Source organism: Streptomyces sp. NPDC001508, assembly GCF_040298665.1.
Taxonomy (GTDB): domain Bacteria; phylum Actinomycetota; class Actinomycetes; order Streptomycetales; family Streptomycetaceae; genus Streptomyces.
Genome location: NZ_JBEPAP010000010.1, coordinates 72360 through 95244 on the forward strand (window position 1 = coordinate 72360; position 22885 = coordinate 95244).

Below are 22885 nucleotides of genomic sequence, written 5' to 3' on the forward strand. Positions count from 1 at the left end.
CGGGCGGCTCCGGTACCGTTGCAGCCCGATGCACATCGGGTCGGTGAAGAGCGGCGGAGCGGTGATGGACAACGTTCGGTACAAGCGGGCCGCCGTGCTCGGATCCCCCATCGCGCATTCGCTCTCCCCGGTGCTGCACCGCGCCGCGTACGCCGAACTCCAGCTCACCGACTGGGTGTACGAGCGCTTCGAGGTCGACGAGGCCGGGCTGCCCGGCTTCTTCGCGCGGCTTGGCCCCGAGTGGGCGGGGCTGTCGCTGACCATGCCGCTCAAGCGCGCGGTCATCCCGCTGGTCGATGAGATCAGCGAGACGGCCGCCTCGGTCGACGCCGTCAACACGGTCGTGTGCACCGAGGACGGCCGTCGCGTCGGCGACAACACCGACATCCCGGGCATGGTGGCCGCGCTGCGCGAGCACGGCATCGAACAGGTCGGCTCCGCCGCGATCCTCGGCGCCGGCGCCACCGCCTCCTCCGCGCTCGCCGCCCTGGCGCGGATCTGCACCGGCGAGGTCGTCGCCTACGTCCGCAGCACGGCCCGGGCCGCCGAGATGCGGCAGTGGGGCGAACGGCTCGACGTCGAGGTCCGCACCGCAAACTGGGCCGACGCCGCCGAGGCGCTGTACGCCCCGCTGGTCGTCGCCACCACGCCGGCGGGCACCACCGACGCGCTCGCCACCGGCGTACCGGAGCGGCCCGGCACCCTCTTCGACGTGCTCTACGAGCCCTGGCCGACCGCCCTCGCGGCCCGCTGGTCCATGGTCGGCGGGGCCGTCGTCGGCGGCCTCGACCTGCTCGTCCACCAGGCCGTGCTCCAGGTCGAGCAGATGACCGGCCGCGCACCGGCCCCGCTGGAGGCCATGCGCCGCGCGGGGGAGAGGGCCCTCGCCGCACGCTGATCCGTCCATGCGTCGTCCGCCTGCTGGACCGGCGGCCTTGCGCGGGGACGGACGTGGGAGGATCGGAGACGGCGGACCGGGGCCGCGCACCCGCTCACGCCGTCGCCGTACGCGAGGACACGCGTACGCAGGGCAGTACCAGGGCGCGATCCCAGAGGAGCACCGTTGAGCAGGCTGCGTTGGCTGACCGCGGGGGAGTCCCACGGTCCCGCACTCGTCGCGACGCTGGAGGGCCTTCCCGCCGGCGTGCCGATCACCACGGAGATGGTGGCGGACCAGCTGGCCCGGCGGCGGCTCGGGTACGGGCGGGGCGCTCGGATGTCGTTCGAGCGGGACGAGGTCACGTTCCTCGGCGGGGTGCGGCACGGGCTGACGATGGGCTCGCCGGTGGCGGTCATGGTGGGCAACACGGAATGGCCGAAGTGGGAGCAGGTCATGGCGGCCGATCCGGTGGATCCGCAGGTGCTGGAGGGGCTGGCCCGCAACGCGCCGCTGACCCGGCCCCGTCCGGGGCACGCCGATCTGGCGGGGATGCAGAAGTACGGGTTCGACGAGGCCCGGCCGATCCTGGAGCGGGCCTCGGCGCGGGAGACCGCGGCGCGGGTGGCGCTCGGCGCGGTGGCCAGGTCGTATCTGAAGGAGACCGCGGGGATCGAGGTCGTCAGCCACGTCGTGGAACTGGCGGCGGCGAAGGCGCCGTACGGCCTGTACCCGACGCCCGCCGATGTCGAGCGGCTGGACGCCGACCCGGTGCGCTGCCTGGACGCGGACGCGTCGAAGGCGATGGTCGCGGAGATCGACCAGGCCCGCAAGGACGGGGACACGCTCGGCGGTGTGGTCGAGGTGCTGGCCTACGGGGTGCCGGTGGGGCTCGGTTCGCATGTGCACTGGGACCGGAAGCTGGACGCGCGGCTGGCCGCGGCGCTGATGGGCATCCAGGCGATCAAGGGCGTCGAACTGGGTGACGGGTTCGACCTGGCGCGGGTGCCGGGGTCCAAGGCGCATGACGAGATCGTGACCACGCCGGACGGCATCCGGCGTGCGTCGGGCCGCTCCGGCGGGACCGAGGGCGGGCTGTCGACGGGTGAGCTGCTGCGGGTGCGGGCGGCGATGAAGCCGATCGCGACGGTGCCGCGCGCCCTCGCCACCGTCGACGTGGCCACCGGCGAGCCGGCCCGGGCGCACCACCAGCGGTCGGATGTGTGCGCGGTGCCGGCCGCGGGGATCGTCGCGGAGGCGATGGTCGCCCTGGTGCTCGCGGACGCGGTCGCGGAGAAGTTCGGCGGCGACAGCGTGCCGGAGACCCGTCGCAATGTGCGTTCCTACCTCGACAGCCTCACGATCCGGTGAGCGCCGTGCCTGCGGTCGTGCTCGTGGGGCCGATGGGGGTGGGCAAGTCCACCGTCGGGGAACTGCTGGCCGTCCGGCTCGGCGTGCCCTACCGGGACACCGACGAGGACATCGTGGCCGCCGAGGGGCGGACCATCGCCGAGATCTTCGTGGACGAGGGCGAGGCCGCGTTCCGCGCGATCGAGAAGCGGGCGGTGCACACCGCGCTCGCCGAGCACGCAGGCGTGCTGGCGCTGGGCGGCGGCGCGATCCTCGATGCGGACACCCGCGCTCTGCTGTCCGGGCACCGGGTGGTCTACCTTTCCATGGACGTGGAGGAGGCGGTCAGGCGCACCGGTCTGAACGTGGCCCGGCCGCTGCTGGCGGTCAACCCGCGCCGGCAGTGGCGGGAGTTGATGGAGGCGCGCCGGCACCTGTACGAGGAGGTCGCCACCGCGGTCGTGGCCACCGACGGCCGCACGCCCGAAGAGGTCACCCAAGAAGCCCTGGACGCACTGGAGTTGAAGAAAGCATGAGCGAGACGGTGACGCGGATCCAGGTCGGCGGCACAGCGGGCACCGAACCCTACGAGGTCCTGGTCGGCCGCCGGCTCCTGGGCGAACTGCCCCATCTGGTGGGACCGCGGGCCAAGCGGGTCGCGGTCGTCCACCCCGAAGCGCTGGCCGAGACCGGGGACGCGCTCCGCGCCGACCTCGCCGAGCAGGGCTACGAGGCGATCGCCGTCCAGGTGCCGAACGCGGAGGAGGCCAAGACCGCCGAGGTCGCCGCCTACTGCTGGAAGGCGCTCGGCCAGTCCGGGTTCACCCGCACCGACGTCATCGTCGGCGTGGGCGGCGGCGCGACCACCGACCTCGCCGGATTCGTCGCCGCGACCTGGCTGCGCGGCGTCCGCTGGATCGCCGTACCGACGACCGTGCTGGCCATGGTGGACGCGGCGGTCGGCGGCAAGACCGGCATCAACACGGCCGAGGGCAAGAACCTCGTCGGCGCCTTCCACCCGCCCGCGGGCGTGCTGTGCGACCTCGCCGCGCTGGAGACACTGCCCGTGCACGACTACGTCTCCGGCCTCGCCGAGATCATCAAGGCCGGATTCATCGCCGACCCGGTCATCCTGGACCTCATCGAGTCGGACCCCGAGGCCGCGCGCACCCCGGCCGGCCCGCACACGGCCGAACTGATCGAGCGGTCGATCCGGGTGAAGGCGGAGGTGGTCTCCGCCGACCTGAAGGAGTCCGGCCCGCGGGAGATCCTCAACTACGGCCATACGCTCGCCCACGCCATCGAGAAGAACGAACGCTACCAGTGGCGGCACGGCGCGGCCGTGGCCGTGGGCATGCACTTCGCCGCCGAACTCGGCCGTCTCGCGGGCCGGTTGGACGACGCGACCGCCGACCGCCACCGCACCGTCCTGGAGTCGGTCGGGCTGCCCCTGCACTACCGGCACGACCAGTGGCCCAAGCTGCTGGAGACGATGAGGGTCGACAAGAAGTCCCGTGGCGACCTGCTGCGCTTCATCGTCCTTGACGGGCTCGCCAAGCCCACCGTCCTGGAGGGACCGGACCCGGCCGTGCTGCTCGCCGCCTACGGAGAAGTGGGGCAGTAGGTCCGCCCGCGCTCCGTCCGCCCGATTCGCCATACGCAGCGGGCACTTCGCACCGTCCCCGGCCGTTTCACCAAACGACGGCCGGGGACGGTACCGTTCGGTAGCGAGCGGGGGCTCGCACTCCGCGGTCGGCGTCCAGGGCCAGCGGCGGACCGAGCCCGAGAAGAACGAGACGGAGTGGCACCGGATGCAGCACGCAGTGGGGTCACCGCTGCCGCCGCCCCACCAGCCGGGGCAGGAACCGGCCGCCGGCTGGTCGCCGGCCGCACACCACCCGGGCGCGGGAGCCCACCAGGGTCCCGCATCCGTGCCCCCGCCGCCACCCGTGCCGGGCTTCACCGGCGCCGGCGCCCCCGCGGGACCGGTGCCGCCCGCGCCCCCGCGGCACACCCCTGCCCCGCCCGCGCCCCCGCGGCACACGCCTGCCCCGCCCGCCCCGCCGGTGCCGGACAGCACCGGGCATGTGCCGCTGCCACCCGGCGGCCCCGTCCCCGCGCCCAGCACACCGCCCGCCACCGCCACCGCGCCGGATGCGACCAGCACGACGCTGGCCGTGCTGCTGATCGGACCCGCGGGCGCGGGCAAGACGAGCGTCGCCAAGTACTGGGCGGACCACCGGCGGGTCCCCACCGCCCACATCAGCCTCGACGACGTACGCGAATGGGTACGCTCCGGCTTCGCCGACCCGCAGACCGGCTGGAACGACCACTCCGAGGCGCAGTACCGGCTGGCCCGCCGCACCTGCGGTTTCGCCGCGCGCAACTTCCTGGCCAACGGCATCTCCTGCATCCTCGACGACGCCGTCTTCCCGGACCGCCCGGTGGTGGGCCTCGGCGGCTGGAAGCGGCACGTCGGCCCCGGCCTGCTCCCGGTCGTGCTGCTGCCCGGCCTCGACATCGTCCTGGAGCGCAACGCCGAACGCACCGGCAACCGCAGGCTGACCGACGAGGAGGTCGCCCGCATCCACGGCCGCATGGCCGGGTGGTACGGCTCGGGGCTGCCGATCATCGACAATTCCCAGCTGGACGTGCCCGGCACCGCCCGCGTCCTGAACGACGTCCTGGCCAGGGCGATAGCGAGCCCGCCCACCTGGTGACCAGGACGGGCGCACCCTCCGCCGACGCCCGAGGACCGGCTGCGCGCCGCCCCGCCCGGACCCGGCACACGGCCGTGCGCGCCCCCTCGATCCCTCGAACGGCAGCCTCCCAACCGGCACAATCCGGTCACCGCTTCTAGGCTCGACTCATGTCAGAGGTGTACGCGAACCGCCGCTCCCGGCTGAGGGAGCGCTGCACCGCGGCCGGCACCGCGGCGGCGCTTGTCACCCGCCCCGCCAATGTGCGCTATCTGGCGGGCGCCGCCCCGCAGGGCGCGGTCATGCTCCTCGGCAGCAGCGAGGACCTGCTGGTGTGCGCCGAGCCGCCCGACGACCGCCCCACCGAGGGGCGGCCGGACGAGCACCTGCGCGTGCACGTCCTGCCCATGCCCGGCGGTGACCCGGCCGTGGCCGCCGCGGGTCTCGCCGCCGGCCAGGGGGCCGACACCCTCGCGGTCGAGGAACACCACCTCACCATGGCCCGCTACCGGGCCGCCGCCTGCGTCGCCCCCGGTGTGCGCCTCACCGATCTCGGCACGGCCGTCGAGCAGCTGCGGGTCGTCAAGGACGAGGAGGAGATCTCCTTTCTGCGGATCGGCGCGGAGATCGCCGACCAGGCCCTCGGCGAGCTGCTGGAGTCGATCCTGGTGGGCCGCACCGAGCGGCACCTCGCGCTGGAGCTGGAGCGGCGCCTGGTCGACCACGGCGCCGACGGACCCGCGTTCTTGACCTCCGTGGCCACCGGACCCCACTCCGGGCGCCGCGGTCACCGCCCCACCGACCGGCGGGTCGAGGAGGGCGACTTCCTCTCCGTCTGCCTGGGCGCCGCGTACCGGGGCTATCGCTGCGAGATCGGCCGTACCTTCGTCATCGGCACGTCCCCCGCCGACTGGCAGGTCGAGCTGTACGACCTGGTCTTCGCCGCCCAGCGCGCCGGCCGGGAGGCGCTGGCGCCCGGCGCCGCGTTCCGCGACGTGGACCGCGCCGCCCGCCAGGTGCTGGACTCCGCGGGCTACGGCGAGGGCCTGCCCCCCGTCACCGGACACGGTGTCGGACTCGAAATCGACGAGGACCCTCAGTTGGGCCCCGCCGTCATGGGTAAACTGGACGCTTGCGTGCCGGTCACCGTCGAACCGGGGGTCCACCTCCCGGGACGGGGCGGTGTCCGGATCGATGACACGCTCGTCGTGCGCCCCGAGGCGGACGGCGGACCCGAGCTACTCACCATCACGACCAAGGAGCTGCTCGCGCTGTAGCGAACGCAGGGAGGTGCAGGCACGTCCCGGCGACGCTCGGTTCGTGCCCCGGGGTCGTCCACGTCAGTCCAGGAGATTCCGCAACCGTGGCTTCCACGAACGACCTCAAGAACGGCCTGGTGCTCAAGCTCGAAGGCGGCCAGCTCTGGTCCGTCGTCGAGTTCCAGCACGTCAAGCCCGGCAAGGGCCCGGCATTCGTGCGTACCAAGCTCAAGAACGTGCTCTCCGGCAAGGTCGTCGACAAGACCTTCAACGCCGGTGTCAAGGTCGAGACGGCCACTGTCGACAAGCGCGACATGCAGTTCTCGTACATGGACGGCGACTACTTCGTCTTCATGGACCTGGAGACCTACGACCAGCTGCACATCGACCGCAAGGTCGTCGGCGACGCCGCCAACTTCCTGATCGAGGGTTTCGAGGCCACCGTCGCCCAGCACGAGGGCGAGGTGCTCTTCGTGGAGCTGCCCGCCGCCGTCGAGCTGACCATCCAGGAGACCGAGCCCGGCGTCCAGGGCGACCGCTCCACCGGCGGCACCAAGCCCGCCACGCTGGAGACCGGCCACCAGATCCAGGTCCCGCTCTTCATCACCACCGGTGAGAAGATCAAGGTCGACACCCGCACGAGCGACTACCTCGGCCGGGTGAACAGCTAACCGTGGCTGCCCGCAACACGGCCCGCAAACGTGCCTTCCAGATCCTCTTCGAGGCCGACCAGCGCGCTGCCGGGGTCCTGACGGTCCTCGCGGACTGGATCCGGCTCTCGCGGACCGACCCCCGGCAGCCACCGGTGAGCGAGTACACGATGCAGCTGGTCGAGGGCTACGCGGAGCACGCGGAGCGCATCGACGAGCTGATCGCCCAGTACTCGGTCGGCTGGACGCTCGACCGGATGCCGGTCGTGGACCGCAACATCCTGCGGCTCGGCGCCCATGAGCTGATCTGGGGCGACGAGACCCCGGACGCCGTCGTCCTGGACGAGATGGTGCAGCTGGCCAAGGAGTTCTCCACGGACGAGTCGCCCGCGTTCGTCAACGGGCTGCTCGGCCGGCTGAAGGAGCTGAAGCCCTCGCTGCGGCGCGATTAGCCCGGCCCACACCCGCAGCCGCGGGGGCGCCGCGGGAGGGCGGCAGAGGGGCGGCTACGGCGCTCCTCGGGGCGCTCACGCAGGTTGCCGCGCCCTCTTGTGAGGTCGTACGACAGGAAAAACCGCCGGGGTGGCCGGAACCATCAGGTTCCGGCCACCCCGGCGGCACGTTTCTGCTGAGTCGTCCGGCGGCTCAGCTCTCCTCGTGGGTGGCCACGGCACGGCGCGCGTCCGCGTCCAGCACACCCCAGCTGATCAGCTGCTCGGTGAGGACGGACGGCGACTGGTCGTAGATGACGGCGAGTGTGCGCAGGTCGTCCTGGCGGATCGACAGCACCTTGCCGTTGTAGTCGCCGCGCTGCGACTGGATCGTCGCCGCGTAGCGCTGCAGGGGACCCGCCTTCTCGGCCGGCACCGTGGCCAGCCGCTCCAGGTCCAGGACCAGCTTCGGCGGCGGCTCGGCGGCGCCGCCCGGGGTCGTGCCGGGCAGCAGTTCCTGCACGGGAACGCCATAGAAGTCCGCCAGCTCCGCGAGGCGCTGCACGGTCACGGCGCGGTCGCCACGCTCGTACGAGCCGACGACGACTGCCTTCCAGCGGCCCTGGGACTTCTCCTCGACACCGTGGAGGGAAAGGCCCTGCTGGGTGCGGATGGCCCGGAGCTTGGCCCCGAGCTGTTTGGCGTATTCGCTGGACATATAGCTCCCCGGACACTGTGTCGACGCGGCCGGCTGCGATTCCCGCCGCGCGGCTGGTAACTCACTGTGAGGTTACGCAGCGTGACACTTCTGCGTCAAGCCGAATGGTCCACACCGACTCTTCCGTGGTGCCGGCGAACGACTGCGCCAATCGGGTGACCGGGGTGCTCGGACGACCTGCTACGGTGGATGGCGCAATTCCGACGTCCTTTAAGGTCCGTCCCGTGAGGCGGAGAAGGAGGTCCGTTTCGTATGGACATGCAAGCGTCCGATGCCCGGCCCGTGCTCGAAGGGGCCGACATCGCGCGGGTGTTGACCCGCATCGCCCACGAGATCGTCGAGCGCGCCAAGGGCGCCGACGACGTGGTGCTCCTCGGCATTCCGACCCGGGGCGTCTTCCTCGCCCAGCGGCTCGCCGCCAAGCTCGCCGAGATCACCGACCGCAAGGTTCCGGCCGGCTCGCTCGACATCACGATGTACCGCGACGACCTGCGCCTGCACCCGCCGCGGGCGCTGGCCCGTACCGACATCCCCGGTGACGGCATCGACGGGCGGCTGGTCGTCCTCGTAGACGACGTGCTCTTCTCCGGCCGCACCATCCGCGCCGCCCTCGACGCCCTGGGCGACATCGGGCGCCCGCGTGCCGTGCAGCTCGCGGTCCTCGTCGACCGCGGCCACCGCGAGCTGCCCATCCGCGCCGACTACGTCGGCAAGAACCTCCCCACGTCGCTGCGGGAGACGGTCAAGGTCCAGCTCACCGAGGAGGACGGCCGCGACACCGTGCTGCTCGGCGCCCAGCAGGCCGCCCCGGGCGATCGGTAGCACGCCGACGCGCGCCACCGTGCGCCGCGTCACCGCGCCCACGCCTGCCCGGATTCTCCCGATACCTGAACTGCCTTACGGAGCCTGACAGATGCAGCGCCATCTCATCTCGGCCGCCGACCTCACCCGCGACGACGCCGTCCTGATCCTCGACACCGCCGAGGAGATGGCCCGGGTCGCCGACCGGCCGATCAAAAAGCTGCCGACCCTGCGCGGCCGGACGATCGTCAACCTCTTCTTCGAGGACTCCACCCGCACCCGCATCTCCTTCGAGGCCGCCGAGAAGCGGCTGTCCGCGGACGTCATCAACTTCACCGCCAAGGGGTCCAGCGTCTCCAAGGGCGAGTCCCTGAAGGACACCGCACAGACCCTGGAGGCCATGGGCGTCGACGCGGTCGTCATCCGGCACGGCGCCTCCGGCGCCCCCTACCGCCTGGCCAACTCCGGCTGGATCGACGCCGCCGTGATCAACGCCGGCGACGGCACCCACCAGCACCCCACCCAGGCGCTGCTCGACGCGTTCACCATGCGCCGCCGGCTGGTCGGCCGGGACGCCGGCCTCGGCCGGGACCTCGCCGGCCGGCGCATCACCGTCGTCGGTGACGTCCTGCACAGCCGCGTCGCCCGCTCCAACGTCGACCTGCTGCACACCCTGGGCGCCGAGGTCACCCTGGTCGCCCCGCCCACCCTGCTGCCGGTCGGCATCGAGGCATGGCCCTGCGAGGTCTCCTACGACCTCGACGCCACGCTGCCCAAGTCCAACGCGGTGATGATGCTGCGGGTACAGCGGGAGCGGATGAGCGCCGCCTTCTTCCCGACCGAGCGCGAGTACGCCCGGCGCTACGGCCTCGACGCCGACCGGATGGCGCGGATGCCCGAGCACGCCATCGTCATGCACCCCGGCCCGATGGTCCGCGGCATGGAGATCACCGCCGAGGTCGCCGACTCCGACCGCTGCACCGCCGTCGAACAGGTCGCCAACGGAGTGTCCATCCGGATGGCCGTGCTCTACCTGCTGCTCGGCGGCAACGAGCCCGCCGTCCCCCACGCCCGCACCACCGAGGAGAAGTGAGAACCGTGAGCAAGATCCTGATCCGTGGTGCCGAGGTGCTCGGCGGCGTACCGCAGGACGTGCTGATCGACGGCGAGACCATCGCCGCGGTGGGTACCGGGCTCGACGCCGACGGCGCCGAGGTCGTCGACGCCGCGGGGAGGGTCCTGCTCCCCGGCCTCGTCGATCTGCACACCCATCTGCGCGAGCCCGGCCGCGAGGACTCCGAGACCGTGCTGACCGGCACCCGCGCAGCCGCCTCGGGCGGCTACACCGCCGTGTTCGCCATGGCCAACACCTTCCCGGTCGCCGACACCGCGGGCGTGGTCGAGCAGGTCTACCGGCTCGGGCGGGAGCACGGCTACTGCGACGTACAGCCGATCGGCGCCGTCACCGTCGGCCTGGAAGGCAAGCAGCTCGCCGAACTGGGCGCCATGCACGAGTCCGCCGCGGGCGTCACCGTCTTCTCCGACGACGGCAAGTGCGTCGACGACGCCGTGATCATGCGGCGCGCGCTGGAGTACGTGAAGGCGTTCGGCGGCGTGGTCGCCCAGCACGCGCAGGAGCCGCGGCTGACCGAGGGCGCCCAGATGAACGAGGGCGTCGTCTCCGCCGAGCTGGGCCTGGGCGGCTGGCCCGCGGTCGCCGAGGAATCGATCATCGCCCGTGACGTGCTGCTCGCCGAGCACGTCGGCTCCCGCGTCCACATCTGCCACCTGTCCACCGCGGGCTCGGTGGAGATCGTCCGCTGGGCCAAGTCCCGCGGCATCGCCGTCACCGCCGAGGTCACCCCGCACCACCTGCTGCTCACCGACGAACTGGTGCGCTCCTACGACCCGGTCTACAAGGTCAACCCGCCGCTGCGCACCGAGCGCGACGTACGGGCCCTGCGTGAGGCACTCGCCGACGGCACGATCGACATCGTCGCGACCGACCACGCCCCGCACCCGCACGAGGACAAGGACTGCGAGTGGGCCGCGGCCGCCATGGGCATGGTCGGCCTGGAGACCGCGCTGTCGGTGGTCCAGGAGACCATGGTCGACACCGGTCTGCTGGACTGGGCGGGCGTCGCCGAGCGCATGTCGTCCGCCCCGGCCCGCATCGGCCGGGCCACCGGCCACGGCCGTCCCGTCTCGGCAGGCGAGCCCGCCAACCTCACCCTGGTCGACACGGCATACCGTGGCCGGGTGGACCCCGCGGTCTTCGCCTCGCGCAGCCGCAACACCCCGTACGAGGGTCGCGAGCTGCCGGGCCGTGTCACCCACACATGGCTGCGGGGCAAGGCCACGCTCGTCGACGGGAAGCTCACGTGACACCTGCACCACTGCTCGCGGCCCGAATGGCGCCCGCGCTCGCCGCCGAACAGAAGTCGGCCCCGGTCACCGACTGGGCCGCCCGGATCGGCTGGCTCGTCGCACTCGCCCTCTTCGTGGCGCTCGTCTACTGGCTGATGCGCGAGGGCTGGAAGTGGCGCGGCCACCTCCAGGGCGACCTGCCCCCGCTGCCCGCCCGACCGTCCCTCACCGCCACCCTCGACGGAGGCGGCGAGCCGCCCCTGCCCGGAATGCCGCACGACCCGGGCCCGGCCGGACTGACGATGAGCGGCCGCTACCACGGCTCCACCACCGCCGGGCAGTGGCTGGACCGCATCGTGGCGCACGGCCTGGGCGCCCGCAGCAGGGCCGAGCTGACGCTGACGGACGCGGGCCTGGACGTCGTACGCCCGGGGGCCGCCGACTTCTTCGTCCCCGCCGGCGCGCTGCGCGAGGCCCGGCTCGACAAGGGCATCGCGGGCAAGGTCCTCACCGAGGGCGGCCTGCTCGTGGTGACCTGGGCGCACGGCGACCGGCTGATCGACTCCGGCTTCCGCTCCGACCGCGCGGCCGAGCACGGCGACTGGGTCGACGCCATCAACTCCATGATCAAGACAGACAGCACGGAAGGCGCCGAACGATGACGACCTCCACGAAGGAGAACGCCTCGCAGAGGAAAGAGGTGCTTGCCGCGGTACTCGTCCTGGAGGACGGCCGGGTCTTCCGCGGCCGCGCCTACGGGGCCGTGGGGGAGACCTTCGGCGAAGCCGTGTTCGCCACCGGCATGACCGGCTACCAGGAAACCCTCACCGACCCGTCGTACGACCGCCAGATCGTCGTCGCGACCGCCCCGCAGATCGGCAACACCGGCTGGAACGACGAGGACGACGAGTCCCGTCGTATCTGGGTGGCCGGCTACGCGGTGCGCGACCCCGCGCGCGTGCCGTCGAACTGGCGCGCCAAGCGCTCCCTGGACGACGAACTGCACGCGCAGGGCGTCGTCGGCATCTCCGGGATCGACACCCGAGCCCTCACCCGCCATCTGCGCGAACGCGGCTCCATGCGGGCCGGGGTCTTCTCCGGCGACGCGGTCGCCGCCGACGCCGACCTCCTCGCGCGCGTGCGGGCCCAGCCCCACATGAAGGGCGCGAGCCTCTACGAGGAGGTCGCCACCAAGGAGGCGTACGTCGTCCCGGCGATCGGCGAGAAACGGTTCACCGTCGCCGCGATCGACCTCGGGATCAAGGGCATGACCCCGCACCGCATGGCCGAGCGGGGCATCGAGGTCCATGTGCTGCCCGCCACCGCCACCCCCGAGGACGTGTACGCCGTCGCGCCCGACGGCGTGTTCTTCTCCAACGGGCCCGGCGACCCGGCCACCGCCGACGGCCCGGTCGCGTTGATGACCGCCGTCCTTCAACGGCGCACGCCGCTGTTCGGGATCTGCTTCGGCAACCAGATCCTGGGCCGCGCCCTCGGCTTCGGCACCTACAAGCTCAAGTACGGCCACCGGGGCATCAACCAGCCGGTGCAGGACCGTACGACCGGCAAGGTGGAGGTCACCGCGCACAACCACGGCTTCGCCGTGGACGCGCCGCTCGACCGGGTCAGCGAGACGCCCTTCGGCCGCGCCGAGGTGTCCCACGTCTGCCTCAACGACGACGTCGTGGAGGGGCTGCACCTGCTCGACCAGCCGGCCTTCTCCGTCCAGTACCACCCCGAAGCGGCAGCGGGCCCGCACGACGCCGCCTACCTGTTCGACCGCTTCGTATCCCTGATGGAGGGCCAGCGTGCCTAAGCGCACCGATATCCAGTCCGTCCTGGTCATCGGCTCGGGTCCGATCGTCATCGGCCAGGCCGCCGAGTTCGACTACTCCGGTACACAGGCGTGCCGGGTGCTCAAGGCCGAGGGACTACGCGTCGTCCTCGTCAACTCCAACCCGGCGACGATCATGACCGACCCGGAGATCGCCGACGCCACCTATGTCGAGCCGATCACCCCGGAGTTCGTCGAGAAGATCATCGCCAAGGAGCGGCCCGACGCCCTGCTGCCCACCCTGGGCGGCCAGACGGCCCTCAACACCGCGATCTCGCTGCACGACAACGGCGTCCTGGAGAAGTACGGCGTCGAGCTGATCGGCGCCCATGTGGAAGCCATCCACAAGGGCGAGGACCGCGACCGGTTCAAGGAGGTCGTGGCGGAGGTCCGCCGCAAGACCGGACACGGCGAGTCCGCCCGCTCCGTGATCTGCCACTCCATGGACGAGGTGCTGGCCGGCGTCGACGAGCTGGGCGGCTACCCGGTCGTCGTCCGCCCCTCCTTCACCATGGGCGGCGCCGGCTCCGGCTTCGCCCACGACGAGAACGAACTGCGCCGCATCGCCGGCCAGGGCCTCACGCTGTCCCCGACCACCGAGGTGCTCCTGGAGGAGTCGATCCTCGGCTGGAAGGAGTACGAGCTGGAGCTGATGCGCGACAGACACGACAACGTCGTGGTCGTCTGCTCCATCGAGAACTTCGACCCCATGGGCGTGCACACCGGTGACTCGATCACCGTCGCCCCGGCGATGACCCTGACCGACCGCGAGTACCAGATCCTGCGCGACATCGGCATAGCGGTGATCCGCGAGGTCGGCGTGGACACCGGCGGCTGCAACATCCAGTTCGCGGTGAACCCCGAGGACGGCCGTGTGATCGTCATCGAGATGAACCCGCGCGTGTCGCGTTCGTCGGCCCTGGCCTCCAAGGCGACCGGTTTCCCGATCGCCAAGATCGCGGCCAAGCTCGCCGTCGGCTACACCCTCGACGAGATCCCGAACGACATCACCCAGGAGACCCCGGCCTCCTTCGAACCGACCCTCGACTACGTCGTCGTCAAGGCGCCGCGGTTCGCCTTCGAGAAGTTCCCGAGCGCCGACTCCACGCTGACCACCACCATGAAGTCGGTCGGCGAGGCCATGGCCATCGGCCGCAACTTCACCGAGGCCTTCCAGAAGGCGCTGCGCTCGCTGGAGAAGAAGGGCAGCCAGTTCACGTTCGTCGGCGAACCGGGCGACAAGACCGCCCTGCTCGCGCAGTCCGTGCGTCCCACGGACGGCCGGATCAACACCGTGATGCAGGCCATCCGCGCGGGCGCCACGCCCGAGGAGGTCTTCGAGGCCACCCGGATCGACCCGTGGTTCGTGGACCAGCTCTTCCTGATCAAGGAGATCGCTGACGAGCTGGGCGCCGCCGCCGAGCTGACCGCCGGCCTGCTGGCCGAGGCCAAGCGGCACGGCTTCTCCGACCAGCAGATCGGCGAGATCCGCGGGCTGCGCGAGGACGTCGTCCGCGAGGTGCGGCACGCCCTCGGCATCCGCCCGGTGTACAAGACGGTCGACACCTGCGCCGCCGAGTTCGCCGCCCGGACGCCGTACTTCTACTCGTCCTACGACGAGGAGAGCGAGGTCGCGCCGCGCGAGAAGCCCGCGGTGATCATCCTGGGCTCCGGACCCAACCGCATCGGCCAGGGCATCGAGTTCGACTACTCCTGCGTGCACGCGTCCTTCGCGCTGTCCGACGCCGGGTACGAGACCGTGATGGTCAACTGCAACCCGGAGACCGTCTCCACGGACTACGACACCTCCGACCGCCTCTACTTCGAGCCGCTGACGCTGGAGGACGTGCTGGAGATCGTCCACGCGGAGTCGCAGGCCGGCCCGATCGCGGGCGTGATCGTGCAGCTCGGCGGCCAGACGCCGCTCGGCCTCGCGCAGGCGCTCAAGGACAACGGCGTGCCGATCGTGGGCACCCCGCCCGAGGCCATCCACGCCGCCGAGGACCGCGGCGCCTTCGGCCGCGTCCTCGCGGAGGCCGGCCTGCCGGCCCCGAAGCACGGCACGGCCACCGCCTTCGCGGAGGCCAAGGCCATCGCCGACGAGATCGGCTACCCGGTCCTGGTGCGTCCCTCGTACGTCCTCGGCGGACGCGGCATGGAGATCGTCTACGACGAGACCCGCCTCGCCTCCTACATCGCCGAGTCCACCGAGATCAGCCCCTCCCGGCCGGTGCTCGTCGACCGGTTCCTCGACGACGCCATAGAGATCGACGTCGACGCGCTCTACGACGGCGAGGAGCTGTACCTCGGCGGCGTCATGGAGCACATCGAGGAGGCCGGCATCCACTCCGGCGACTCGGCGTGCGCGCTGCCGCCGATCACCCTCGGCGGCTTCGACATCAAGCGGCTGCGCGCCTCGACGGAGGCGATCGCCCGGGGCGTCGGCGTACGCGGCCTGATCAACATCCAGTTCGCGCTGGCCGGCGACATCCTGTACGTCCTGGAGGCCAACCCGCGCGCCTCCCGTACGGTCCCCTTCACCTCGAAGGCGACCGCGGTGCCGCTGGCCAAGGCCGCCGCCCGGATCTCGCTCGGCGCGAGCGTCGCCGAACTGCGCGCCGAGGGGCTGCTCCCGGCGCACAGCGACGGCGGGGAACTGCCGCTGGACGCGCCGATCTCCGTCAAGGAGGCCGTCATGCCCTGGTCGCGCTTCCGGGACATCCACGGCCGGGGCGTGGACACCGTGCTCGGCCCGGAGATGCGCTCCACCGGCGAGGTCATGGGCATCGACTCCGTCTTCGGCACGGCGTACGCCAAGTCGCAGGCGGGTGCGTACGGGCCGCTGCCGACCAAGGGCCGCGCGTTCATCTCGGTCGCCAACCGCGACAAGCGCTCCATGATCTTCCCGGCCCGGGAACTGGTCGCCCACGGCTTCGAACTGCTCGCCACCTCCGGCACCGCCGAGGTCCTGAGGCGCAACGGCATCAACGCCACGGTCGTGCGCAAGCAGTCCGAGGGCACCGGCCCGAACGGCGAGCGGACCATCGTCCAGCTCGTGCACGACGGGGAGGTCGACCTCATCGTGAACACGCCCTACGGCACCGGCGGCCGCCTCGACGGCTATGAGATCCGCACGGCCGCGGTGGCCCGCTCGGTGCCCTGTCTGACGACGGTCCAGGCGCTCGCCGCGGCCGTCCAGGGCATCGACGCGCTCACCCACGGCGACGTGGGCGTCCGCTCGCTCCAGGAACACGCGCACCACCTGACCGCGGCCCGCGACTAGCAGCCCCGAGGGGGACACCGGAAACGGTGTCCCCCTCTTCTTGGGGCCCGTCTCGGGGCCCCTTGCCGGGGCTCCTCACGAGGACATCCACATGTACAAGCTCTTCTTCCGACTCTTCTTCACCCGGATGGACCCGGAGCGGGCGCACCGGCTCGCCTTCCGCTGGATCCGTCTCGCCGCCCGCGTCCCGGTGCTGCGCACCTTCCTCGCCGCCGCCCTCGCCCCCCGCCACAAGGAGCTGCGCACCGAGGCGTTCGGGCTGCGCATGCACGGCCCGTTCGGCCTCGCCGCCGGCTTCGACAAGAACGCCGTCGCGATCGACGGGATGGCGATGCTCGGCTTCGACCACGTCGAGATCGGCACGGTGACCGGCGAGGCGCAGCCCGGCAACCCGCGCAAGCGGCTGTTCCGGCTGGTCGCCGACCGGGCGCTGATCAACCGCATGGGGTTCAACAACGAGGGCTCGCTCGCCGTCGCCGCCCGGCTGGCCGCGCGCGAACCCGTCTTCCGGACCGTCGTGGGCGTCAACATCGGCAAGACCAAGGTCGTCCCCGAGACGGACGCGGTCGCCGACTATGTGAAGTCGGCCGAGCGGCTGGCGCCGTACGCCGACTACCTGGTCGTGAACGTGTCGTCGCCCAACACGCCGGGGCTGCGCGATCTGCAGGCCACCGAGGCACTGCGCCCCCTGCTCACCGCGGTCCGCGCGGCCGCCGACCGCGCGGTGCCCGGCCGCCGGGTGCCGCTGCTGGTGAAGATCGCGCCCGACCTCGCCGACGAGGACGTCGACGCCGTCGCCGACCTCGCCGTGGAGCTGAACCTGGACGGCGTCATCGCCACGAACACCACCATCGCCCGCGACGGCCTCGGCCCGGCGTCCGACCCGGCGCTGGTGAAGGAGACCGGCGGGCTCTCGGGAGCGCCCCTGAAGGCACGCTCCCTGGAGGTGCTGCGCCGCCTGTACGCGCGCGTGGGCGACCGGATCACCCTGGTGGGGGTCGGCGGCATCGAGAACGCCGAGGACGCCTGGGAGCGCATCCTGGCCGGCGCGACCCTGGTCCAGGGCTACAGCGCCTTCGTCTACGAGGGGCCCTTCTGGAGCCGCGCAGTCCACAAGGGCCTCGCCGCCCGCCTCCGGACCAGCCCGTACGCCACCCTCGCCGACGCGGTCGGCGCCGACGTGAAGAAGGCAGCCGCATGAGTGCCCACCCGTCACCCGACCACCGGACCTCGCCGGGGCCGCGGACCCGGCCCGCCGAACCCTTCGGCGCCCGCCTGCGCCGCGCCATGGACGAGCGGGGCCCGCTGTGCGTGGGCATCGACCCGCACGCCGCCCTGCTCGCCGAGTGGGGCCTGAACGACGACGTCGCCGGTCTGGAGCGGTTCAGCCGCACGGTCGTCGAGGCGGTGGCCGACCGGGTCGCGGTCCTCAAGCCGCAGAGCGCGTTCTTCGAGCGCTTCGGCTCGCGCGGCATCGCCGTCCTGGAGACATCGGTCCGGGAGGCGCGCGCGGCCGGTGCCCTGGTCGTCATGGACGCCAAGCGCGGGGACATCGGCTCGACCATGGCCGGCTACGCCGAGGCGTTCCTGCACCCGGACGCCCCGCTGTTCTCGGACGCCCTGACCGTCTCGCCGTACCTCGGCTACGGCTCGCTGAGCCCGGCCCTCGCACTGGCGCGGCAGAACGGAACGGGTGTGTTCGTGCTGGCGCTGACCTCCAACCCGGAGGGCGCCGAGGTGCAGCACGCGGTGCGCGCGGACGGTCGGACCGTCGGCGCGACGATGCTGGCCCACCTCGCCGCGGAGAACGCCGGCGCAGCGCCCCTCGGCTCGTTCGGCGCGGTCGTGGGCGCCACGCTCGGCGACCTGTCGGACTACGACCTCGACATCAACGGGCCGCTCCTGGCGCCCGGCATCGGCGCCCAGGGGGCGAGCCCGGCGGATCTGCCCGGGCTCTTCGGGCCGGCCGTGCGCAACGTCGTGCCGCACATCAGCCGGAGTGTTCTTCGTCACGGTCCCGAGGTCGGGGCGTTGCGGGCCGCCGCGGAACGCTTCGCGGACGCGATCCGGGCCGGTGTGGCGGGTGCCTGAGTCCCGCGACGGGTGCCCCGAGGAGCGCCGCCGGGCCGCCTTGAGCCTGAATACATCCTCAAATCCGGGGCAATTTGTCTCAAATGTCCGGCCTGGCGGAGGCTGACCAGGACTTTTCCGCTGTTCTCGCTGACTCTGGCGGACTTGCCCGCTAGTCTCCGAGCAGTGGGGACACCTCCCACGCTGCTCAAGGCAGTGGGGGAGAACGGGCAGCGTGTTGCTCGTGCCTCCCCCGGTGTGGGGCGACTAGGTTCCTCACCGGTCCGTATCCGACAGTTCGACATCCGAGGTGACGTAGGCGTGGCTCTTCCGCCCCTTACCCCTGAACAGCGCGCAGCCGCGCTCGAAAAGGCCGCCGCGGCTCGCCGGGAGCGGGCCGAGGTCAAGAATCGACTCAAGCACTCCGGCGCCTCCCTCCACGAGGTCATCAAGCAGGGTCAGGAGAACGAGGTCATCGGCAAGATGAAGGTCTCCGCCCTGCTGGAGTCCCTGCCGGGCGTGGGCAAGGTCCGCGCCAAGCAGATCATGGAGCGACTCGGGATCTCCGAGAGCCGCCGAGTGCGTGGCCTCGGTTCCAACCAGATCGCCTCCCTGGAGCGCGAGTTCGGCAGCACCGGCTCCTGAGTCCCGGACACTCCGGGATTGCTGGAATAATCGCTGCATGAGTGAACGTCCGCGGCTGACCGTGCTCTCCGGCCCCTCAGGGGTCGGCAAGAGCACGGTCGTCGCCCATATGCGCAAGCGGCACGCCGAGGTCTGGCTCTCGGTGTCGGCGACCACCCGCGAGCCCCGCCCGGGCGAGCAGCACGGCGTCCACTACTTCTTCGTCACCGACGAGGAGATGGACAAGCTGATCGCCAACGGCGAGCTGCTGGAATGGGCCGAGTTCGCCGGCAATCGCTACGGCACGCCGCGTGCCGCCGTGCTGGACCGGCTGGAGGCGGGCGAGCCCGTCCTGCTGGAGATCGACCTCCAGGGCGCCCGGCAGGTCCGCGAGTCCATGCCGGAGGCCCAGCTGGTGTTCCTGGCTCCGCCCTCCTGGGAGGAGCTGGTGCGCAGGCTCACCGGCCGCGGCACCGAGCCGCCCGAGGTGATCGAGCGTCGCCTGGAGGCGGCCAGGACCGAGCTGGCGGCCGAGCCGGAGTTCGACGAGACCTTGGTCAACACCTCCGTCGAGGACGTGGCGCGCGAGCTGCTAGCCTTGATGGACGTTGTGTGATTGTGTCTGATCTTTTCCCATCTTTCGGAAGGTAGAGCGTGTCCTCTTCCATCACCGCGCCCGAGGGCATCATCAACCCGCCGATCGACGAGTTGCTTGAGGCCACCGACTCGAAGTACAGCCTCGTGATCTACGCGGCCAAGCGTGCCCGCCAGATCAACGCGTACTACTCGCAGCTCGGCGAGGGCCTGCTTGAGTACGTCGGTCCGCTCGTCGACACCCACGTCCACGAGAAGCCGCTCTCGATCGCCCTGCGCGAGATCAACGCGGGTCTGCTGACCTCCGAGGCCATCGAGGGCCCGGCGCAGTAACCCACGCGGTCAGCGGTACCAGGCGCAGTCGTACGTTCAGACTGCGGTCGGCTTTTCCACAGGCCCGGCAGCACGACTGCCGGGCCTGTGGTCTGCTCGGGGGTGCGGGGAACAGGTACCCCGCCGTCATGCAGCATGGGATGTACGTTCCGAGTCCGGGGAGAGACGGTGGACAAGCCGAAGGTCGTTCTGGGGGTCAGCGGCGGCATCGCCGCGTACAAGGCCTGTGAGCTGCTGCGCAGATTCACCGAGTCGGGCCACGATGTGCGCGTCGTCCCCACCGCCGCCGCGCTGCACTTCGTCGGCGCCGCCACCTGGTCCGCCCTGTCCGGCAAACCCGTCGCCACCGAGGTCTGGGACGACGTCCACGAGGTCCCGCACGTCCGCATCGGCCGGCAGGCCGACCTCGTGGTGGTGGCCCCCGCGACGGCCGACATGCTCGCCAAGGCCGCCCACGGCCTCGCCGACGACCTGCTGACCAACACGCTCCTGACGGCCCGCTGCCCGGTCGTCTTCGCCCCGGCCATGCACACGGAGATGTGGGAGCACCCGGCCACCCAGGAGAACGTGGCGACGCTGCGCCGCCGGGGTGCCGTCGTCATCGAGCCCGCGGTCGGGCGGCTCACCGGCGTCGACACCGGCAAGGGGCGGCTGCCCGATCCCGTGGAGATCTTCGAGGTCTGCCGGCGGGTGCTGGCCCGCGGGGTCACCGAGCCCGACCTGGCCGGCCGGCATGTCGTCGTCTCCGCCGGCGGCACCCGCGAACCCCTCGACCCGGTGCGCTTCCTCGGCAACCGCTCCTCCGGCAAGCAGGGCTACGCCCTCGCGCGCACGGCCGCCGCGCGGGGCGCCCGGGTGACCCTGGTCGCGGCGAACACCGGCCTGCCCGACCCGGCCGGGGTGGACGTCGTCCGGGTCGGCACGGCGGTCCAGCTGCGCGAGGCGGTGCTCAAGGCCGCCGCGGACGCCGACGCCGTGGTGATGGCCGCGGCCGTGGCCGACTTCCGTCCGGCCCGCTACGCCACCGGGAAGATCAAGAAGAAGGACGGCCAGGACCCGGAGCCCGTCGTCCTGGTACGCAATCCGGACGTTCTCGCGGAGATCTCGGCGGAGCGGGCGCGGCCCGGACAGGTGATCGTCGGCTTCGCCGCCGAGACCGACGACGTCCTCGCCAACGGCCGGGCGAAGCTGGCGCGCAAGGGGTGCGACCTGCTGGTGGTGAACGAGGTGGGGGAGGAGAAGACGTTCGGCTCCGAGGAGAACGAGGCCCTGGTGCTGGGCGCCGACGGCAGTGAGACGCCCGTGCCGCGCGGCCCCAAAGAGGCCCTTGCCGAGGCCGTCTGGGACCTGGTGCGCGGCCGTTTGGCCTGAGTGTTTCAGCCGTTCGACGGTTTCCTCAAACCCGACATTCTCGCGGGGAGCCTCTGGCCAACGGGGCCGGGCATTGGGCAGAATGCCCGTGCCGCAGGTCATGGCGCCCCCGAGAGCTGGTGGGAGCGCGCCCCCCGTCGAGCGAAGGCTGAAGCGGGGGGAGGGTGCCCCTGCGACGGAGTGCCACCGATAAACTGTTGTCGGACGTCGCTGGGCGCAGCCCCCGCGTCGTCCGCCAATGATCAGCCAGCAGCCGCTGCAACCCCAGGGAGCGTTGTGTCCCGTCGCCTGTTCACCTCGGAGTCCGTGACCGAGGGTCACCCCGACAAGATCGCTGACCAGATCAGCGACACCATTCTCGACGCGCTCCTGCGCGAGGACCCGACGTCCCGGGTCGCCGTGGAGACGCTGATCACGACCGGCCTGGTGCATGTGGCCGGCGAGGTCACCACCAAGGCGTACGCGGATATCGCGACCCTGGTCAGGGGCACGATCCTGGGGATCGGCTACGACTCCTCGAAGAAGGGCTTCGACGGCGCCTCCTGTGGTGTGTCGGTGTCGATCGGCGCGCAGTCCCCGGACATCGCCCAGGGCGTGGACACGGCGTACGAGTCCCGGGTCGGGGAGCAGGGTGACGAGCTGGACAAGCAGGGCGCGGGCGACCAGGGCCTGATGTTCGGCTACGCGACCGACGAGACGCCGACGCTGATGCCGCTGCCGATCTTCCTGGCGCACCGGCTGTCCAAGCGGCTGTCCGACGTGCGCAAGAACGGCACGATCCCCTATCTGCGGCCGGACGGCAAGACGCAGGTCACCATCGAGTACGACGGCGACAAGGCGGTGCGCCTGGACACGGTGGTCGTCTCCAGCCAGCACGCCTCGGACATCGACCTGGAGTCCCTGCTCGCCCCCGACATCCGTGAGTTCGTCGTCGAGCCGGAGCTGAAGGCGCTCCTGGACGAGGGCATCAAGCTGGACACGGAGGGCTACCGGCTGCTGGTGAACCCGACGGGCCGGTTCGAGATCGGCGGTCCGATGGGCGATGCGGGCCTGACCGGCCGGAAGATCATCATCGACACGTACGGGGGCATGGCGCGGCACGGCGGTGGCGCGTTCTCCGGCAAGGACCCGTCCAAGGTGGACCGCTCGGCGGCGTACGCGATGCGCTGGGTGGCGAAGAACGTGGTGGCCGCGGGCCTCGCCGCCCGCTGCGAGGTCCAGGTGGCGTACGCGATCGGCAAGGCCGAGCCGGTCGGTCTGTTCGTGGAGACCTTCGGCACGCACAAGGTCGAGCCCGAGCGGATCGAGAAGGCCATCGACGAGGTCTTCGACCTGCGCCCGGCCGCCATCATCCGCGACCTCGACCTGCTCCGCCCGATCTACGCCCAGACCGCCGCCTACGGTCACTTCGGCCGTGAGCTGCCGGAGTTCACCTGGGAGCGCACGGACCGCGTGGACGCTCTGCGCGAGGCCGTGGGCCTGTAGTCCCGACGATCCCGACGACGCCCGACACCGAGGCCCGGCTTCCCGCGGGGAGCCGGGCCTCGCTGCGCCACGGCACGGGCGGTGCGCGCACGGCACGGGCCCCCGCATCCGGCCGCCGGTGCGGCGGTCAGCCGTCGGT

At 71.8% G+C, this 22885-nt stretch carries 22 protein-coding genes; 21 read left to right on the forward strand and 1 reads right to left on the reverse strand.

Going from position 1 to position 22885, the window contains the following annotated elements:
- The first annotated feature begins 64 nt into the window (after positions 1-64).
- The 8 genes from ABT245_RS12455 (at position 65) to nusB (ending at position 7287) form a co-directional block, all read left to right on the forward strand.
- Entirely contained in the window at positions 65-898 is an 834-nt protein-coding gene (locus tag ABT245_RS12455) for a shikimate dehydrogenase (RefSeq protein WP_351732285.1), read from the forward strand.
- A 165-nt stretch (positions 899-1063) separates the two neighbouring features.
- Positions 1064-2248 carry a chorismate synthase gene (gene aroC / locus ABT245_RS12460; protein WP_351732287.1) on the forward strand — a complete coding sequence of 395 codons (1185 nt, stop codon included), beginning with the start codon at positions 1064-1066 and terminating at the stop codon, positions 2246-2248.
- A 32-nt stretch (positions 2249-2280) separates the two neighbouring features.
- The gene (locus ABT245_RS12465; RefSeq protein WP_351732520.1) at positions 2281-2763 is read left to right on the forward strand and encodes a shikimate kinase; all 483 of its coding nucleotides are present in this window, start codon (positions 2281-2283) and stop codon (positions 2761-2763) included.
- Complete coding sequence (aroB, locus tag ABT245_RS12470) at positions 2760-3851, forward strand: 3-dehydroquinate synthase (RefSeq protein WP_351732290.1); 1092 nt, start codon at positions 2760-2762, stop codon at positions 3849-3851. The genes ABT245_RS12465 and aroB overlap by 4 nt, the downstream gene beginning before the upstream one ends.
- Before the next feature lie 187 nt (positions 3852-4038).
- Positions 4039-4947, forward strand: coding sequence for a Pro-rich N-terminal domain-containing protein (locus tag ABT245_RS12475; RefSeq protein ID WP_351732292.1), 909 nt, complete (start codon positions 4039-4041; stop codon positions 4945-4947).
- A gap of 149 nt (positions 4948-5096) precedes the next feature.
- On the forward strand, positions 5097-6203 hold the full coding sequence (locus ABT245_RS12480) for an aminopeptidase P family protein (protein ID WP_351732295.1): 1107 nt from the start codon (positions 5097-5099) through the stop codon (positions 6201-6203).
- 86 nt (positions 6204-6289) lie between these two features.
- Positions 6290-6856: an elongation factor P gene (gene efp, locus ABT245_RS12485; RefSeq protein WP_351732297.1), complete on the forward strand. Its 567-nt coding sequence runs from the start codon at positions 6290-6292 to the stop codon at positions 6854-6856.
- Positions 6857-6858: 2 nt separating this feature from the next.
- A complete protein-coding gene (nusB, locus tag ABT245_RS12490; protein WP_351732299.1) occupies positions 6859-7287 on the forward strand; it encodes a transcription antitermination factor NusB in 429 nt (142 codons plus the stop codon).
- Positions 7288-7480: 193 nt separating this feature from the next.
- Here the strand turns inward: nusB and bldD are convergent, their stop codons facing one another.
- Positions 7481-7984: a transcriptional regulator BldD gene (gene bldD, locus ABT245_RS12495; RefSeq protein WP_086170636.1), complete on the reverse strand. Its 504-nt coding sequence runs from the start codon at positions 7982-7984 to the stop codon at positions 7481-7483.
- 252 nt (positions 7985-8236) lie between these two features.
- Here bldD and pyrR point away from each other — a divergent pair, with 252 nt between their 5' ends.
- The 13 genes from pyrR to metK all read left to right on the forward strand — a co-directional run bounded on the left by pyrR (position 8237) and on the right by metK (position 22746).
- The gene (gene pyrR / locus ABT245_RS12500) at positions 8237-8806 is read left to right on the forward strand and encodes a bifunctional pyr operon transcriptional regulator/uracil phosphoribosyltransferase PyrR (protein ID WP_351732302.1); all 570 of its coding nucleotides are present in this window, start codon (positions 8237-8239) and stop codon (positions 8804-8806) included.
- A gap of 91 nt (positions 8807-8897) precedes the next feature.
- Positions 8898-9878 (forward strand): aspartate carbamoyltransferase catalytic subunit, encoded by a 981-nt coding sequence (locus ABT245_RS12505; RefSeq protein ID WP_351732305.1) that lies wholly within the window; start codon positions 8898-8900, stop codon positions 9876-9878.
- 5 nt (positions 9879-9883) lie between these two features.
- Positions 9884-11170: a dihydroorotase gene (locus tag ABT245_RS12510; RefSeq protein ID WP_351732307.1), complete on the forward strand. Its 1287-nt coding sequence runs from the start codon at positions 9884-9886 to the stop codon at positions 11168-11170.
- On the forward strand, positions 11167-11814 hold the full coding sequence (locus ABT245_RS12515; protein ID WP_351732309.1) for a PH-like domain-containing protein: 648 nt from the start codon (positions 11167-11169) through the stop codon (positions 11812-11814). Before ABT245_RS12510 ends, ABT245_RS12515 begins: the two co-directional genes overlap by 4 nt.
- Positions 11811-12968 (forward strand): glutamine-hydrolyzing carbamoyl-phosphate synthase small subunit, encoded by a 1158-nt coding sequence (gene carA / locus ABT245_RS12520; protein WP_351732312.1) that lies wholly within the window; start codon positions 11811-11813, stop codon positions 12966-12968. The genes ABT245_RS12515 and carA overlap by 4 nt, the downstream gene beginning before the upstream one ends.
- Positions 12961-16269 (forward strand): carbamoyl-phosphate synthase large subunit, encoded by a 3309-nt coding sequence (carB, locus tag ABT245_RS12525; protein ID WP_351732314.1) that lies wholly within the window; start codon positions 12961-12963, stop codon positions 16267-16269. Before carA ends, carB begins: the two co-directional genes overlap by 8 nt.
- Positions 16270-16360: 91 nt before the next feature.
- Positions 16361-17470 carry a quinone-dependent dihydroorotate dehydrogenase gene (locus ABT245_RS12530; protein WP_351732317.1) on the forward strand — a complete coding sequence of 370 codons (1110 nt, stop codon included), beginning with the start codon at positions 16361-16363 and terminating at the stop codon, positions 17468-17470.
- Positions 17467-18360: an orotidine-5'-phosphate decarboxylase gene (gene pyrF / locus ABT245_RS12535; RefSeq protein WP_351732319.1), complete on the forward strand. Its 894-nt coding sequence runs from the start codon at positions 17467-17469 to the stop codon at positions 18358-18360. Before ABT245_RS12530 ends, pyrF begins: the two co-directional genes overlap by 4 nt.
- Positions 18361-18660: 300 nt before the next feature.
- Positions 18661-18984, forward strand: a complete 324-nt coding sequence (locus ABT245_RS12540) for an integration host factor (protein WP_030810589.1) — start codon at positions 18661-18663, stop codon at positions 18982-18984.
- Between the two features lie 37 nt (positions 18985-19021).
- Positions 19022-19579: a guanylate kinase gene (gmk, locus tag ABT245_RS12545; RefSeq protein WP_351732323.1), complete on the forward strand. Its 558-nt coding sequence runs from the start codon at positions 19022-19024 to the stop codon at positions 19577-19579.
- Positions 19580-19617: 38 nt separating this feature from the next.
- Entirely contained in the window at positions 19618-19890 is a 273-nt protein-coding gene (gene rpoZ / locus ABT245_RS12550; protein WP_005319902.1) for a DNA-directed RNA polymerase subunit omega, read from the forward strand.
- Positions 19891-20058: 168 nt separating this feature from the next.
- Entirely contained in the window at positions 20059-21261 is a 1203-nt protein-coding gene (gene coaBC / locus ABT245_RS12555; protein ID WP_351732325.1) for a bifunctional phosphopantothenoylcysteine decarboxylase/phosphopantothenate--cysteine ligase CoaBC, read from the forward strand.
- 276 nt (positions 21262-21537) lie between these two features.
- Complete coding sequence (gene metK / locus ABT245_RS12560) at positions 21538-22746, forward strand: methionine adenosyltransferase (RefSeq protein ID WP_351732328.1); 1209 nt, start codon at positions 21538-21540, stop codon at positions 22744-22746.
- Positions 22747-22885: the final 139 nt, after the last annotated feature.

What these genes read in the sequence shown, in the direction of transcription:
- ABT245_RS12505 (WP_351732305.1), top strand. Translation starts at nt 8,898, where the DNA reads ATGCAGCGCCATCTCATCTCGGCCGCCGACCTCACCCGCGACGACGCC.
- ABT245_RS12465 (WP_351732520.1), top strand. Translation starts at nt 2,281, where the DNA reads ATGGGGGTGGGCAAGTCCACCGTCGGGGAACTGCTGGCCGTCCGGCTC.
- ABT245_RS12480 (WP_351732295.1), top strand. Translation starts at nt 5,097, where the DNA reads ATGTCAGAGGTGTACGCGAACCGCCGCTCCCGGCTGAGGGAGCGCTGC.
- ABT245_RS12475 (WP_351732292.1), top strand. Translation starts at nt 4,039, where the DNA reads ATGCAGCACGCAGTGGGGTCACCGCTGCCGCCGCCCCACCAGCCGGGG.
- carA (WP_351732312.1), top strand. Translation starts at nt 11,811, where the DNA reads ATGACGACCTCCACGAAGGAGAACGCCTCGCAGAGGAAAGAGGTGCTT.
- gmk (WP_351732323.1), top strand. Translation starts at nt 19,022, where the DNA reads ATGAGTGAACGTCCGCGGCTGACCGTGCTCTCCGGCCCCTCAGGGGTC.
- pyrR (WP_351732302.1), top strand. Translation starts at nt 8,237, where the DNA reads ATGGACATGCAAGCGTCCGATGCCCGGCCCGTGCTCGAAGGGGCCGAC.
- ABT245_RS12530 (WP_351732317.1), top strand. Translation starts at nt 16,361, where the DNA reads ATGTACAAGCTCTTCTTCCGACTCTTCTTCACCCGGATGGACCCGGAG.
- aroB (WP_351732290.1), top strand. Translation starts at nt 2,760, where the DNA reads ATGAGCGAGACGGTGACGCGGATCCAGGTCGGCGGCACAGCGGGCACC.
- ABT245_RS12455 (WP_351732285.1), top strand. Translation starts at nt 65, where the DNA reads ATGGACAACGTTCGGTACAAGCGGGCCGCCGTGCTCGGATCCCCCATC.
- bldD (WP_086170636.1), bottom strand. Translation starts at nt 7,984, where the DNA reads ATGTCCAGCGAATACGCCAAACAGCTCGGGGCCAAGCTCCGGGCCATC.
- pyrF (WP_351732319.1), top strand. Translation starts at nt 17,467, where the DNA reads ATGAGTGCCCACCCGTCACCCGACCACCGGACCTCGCCGGGGCCGCGG.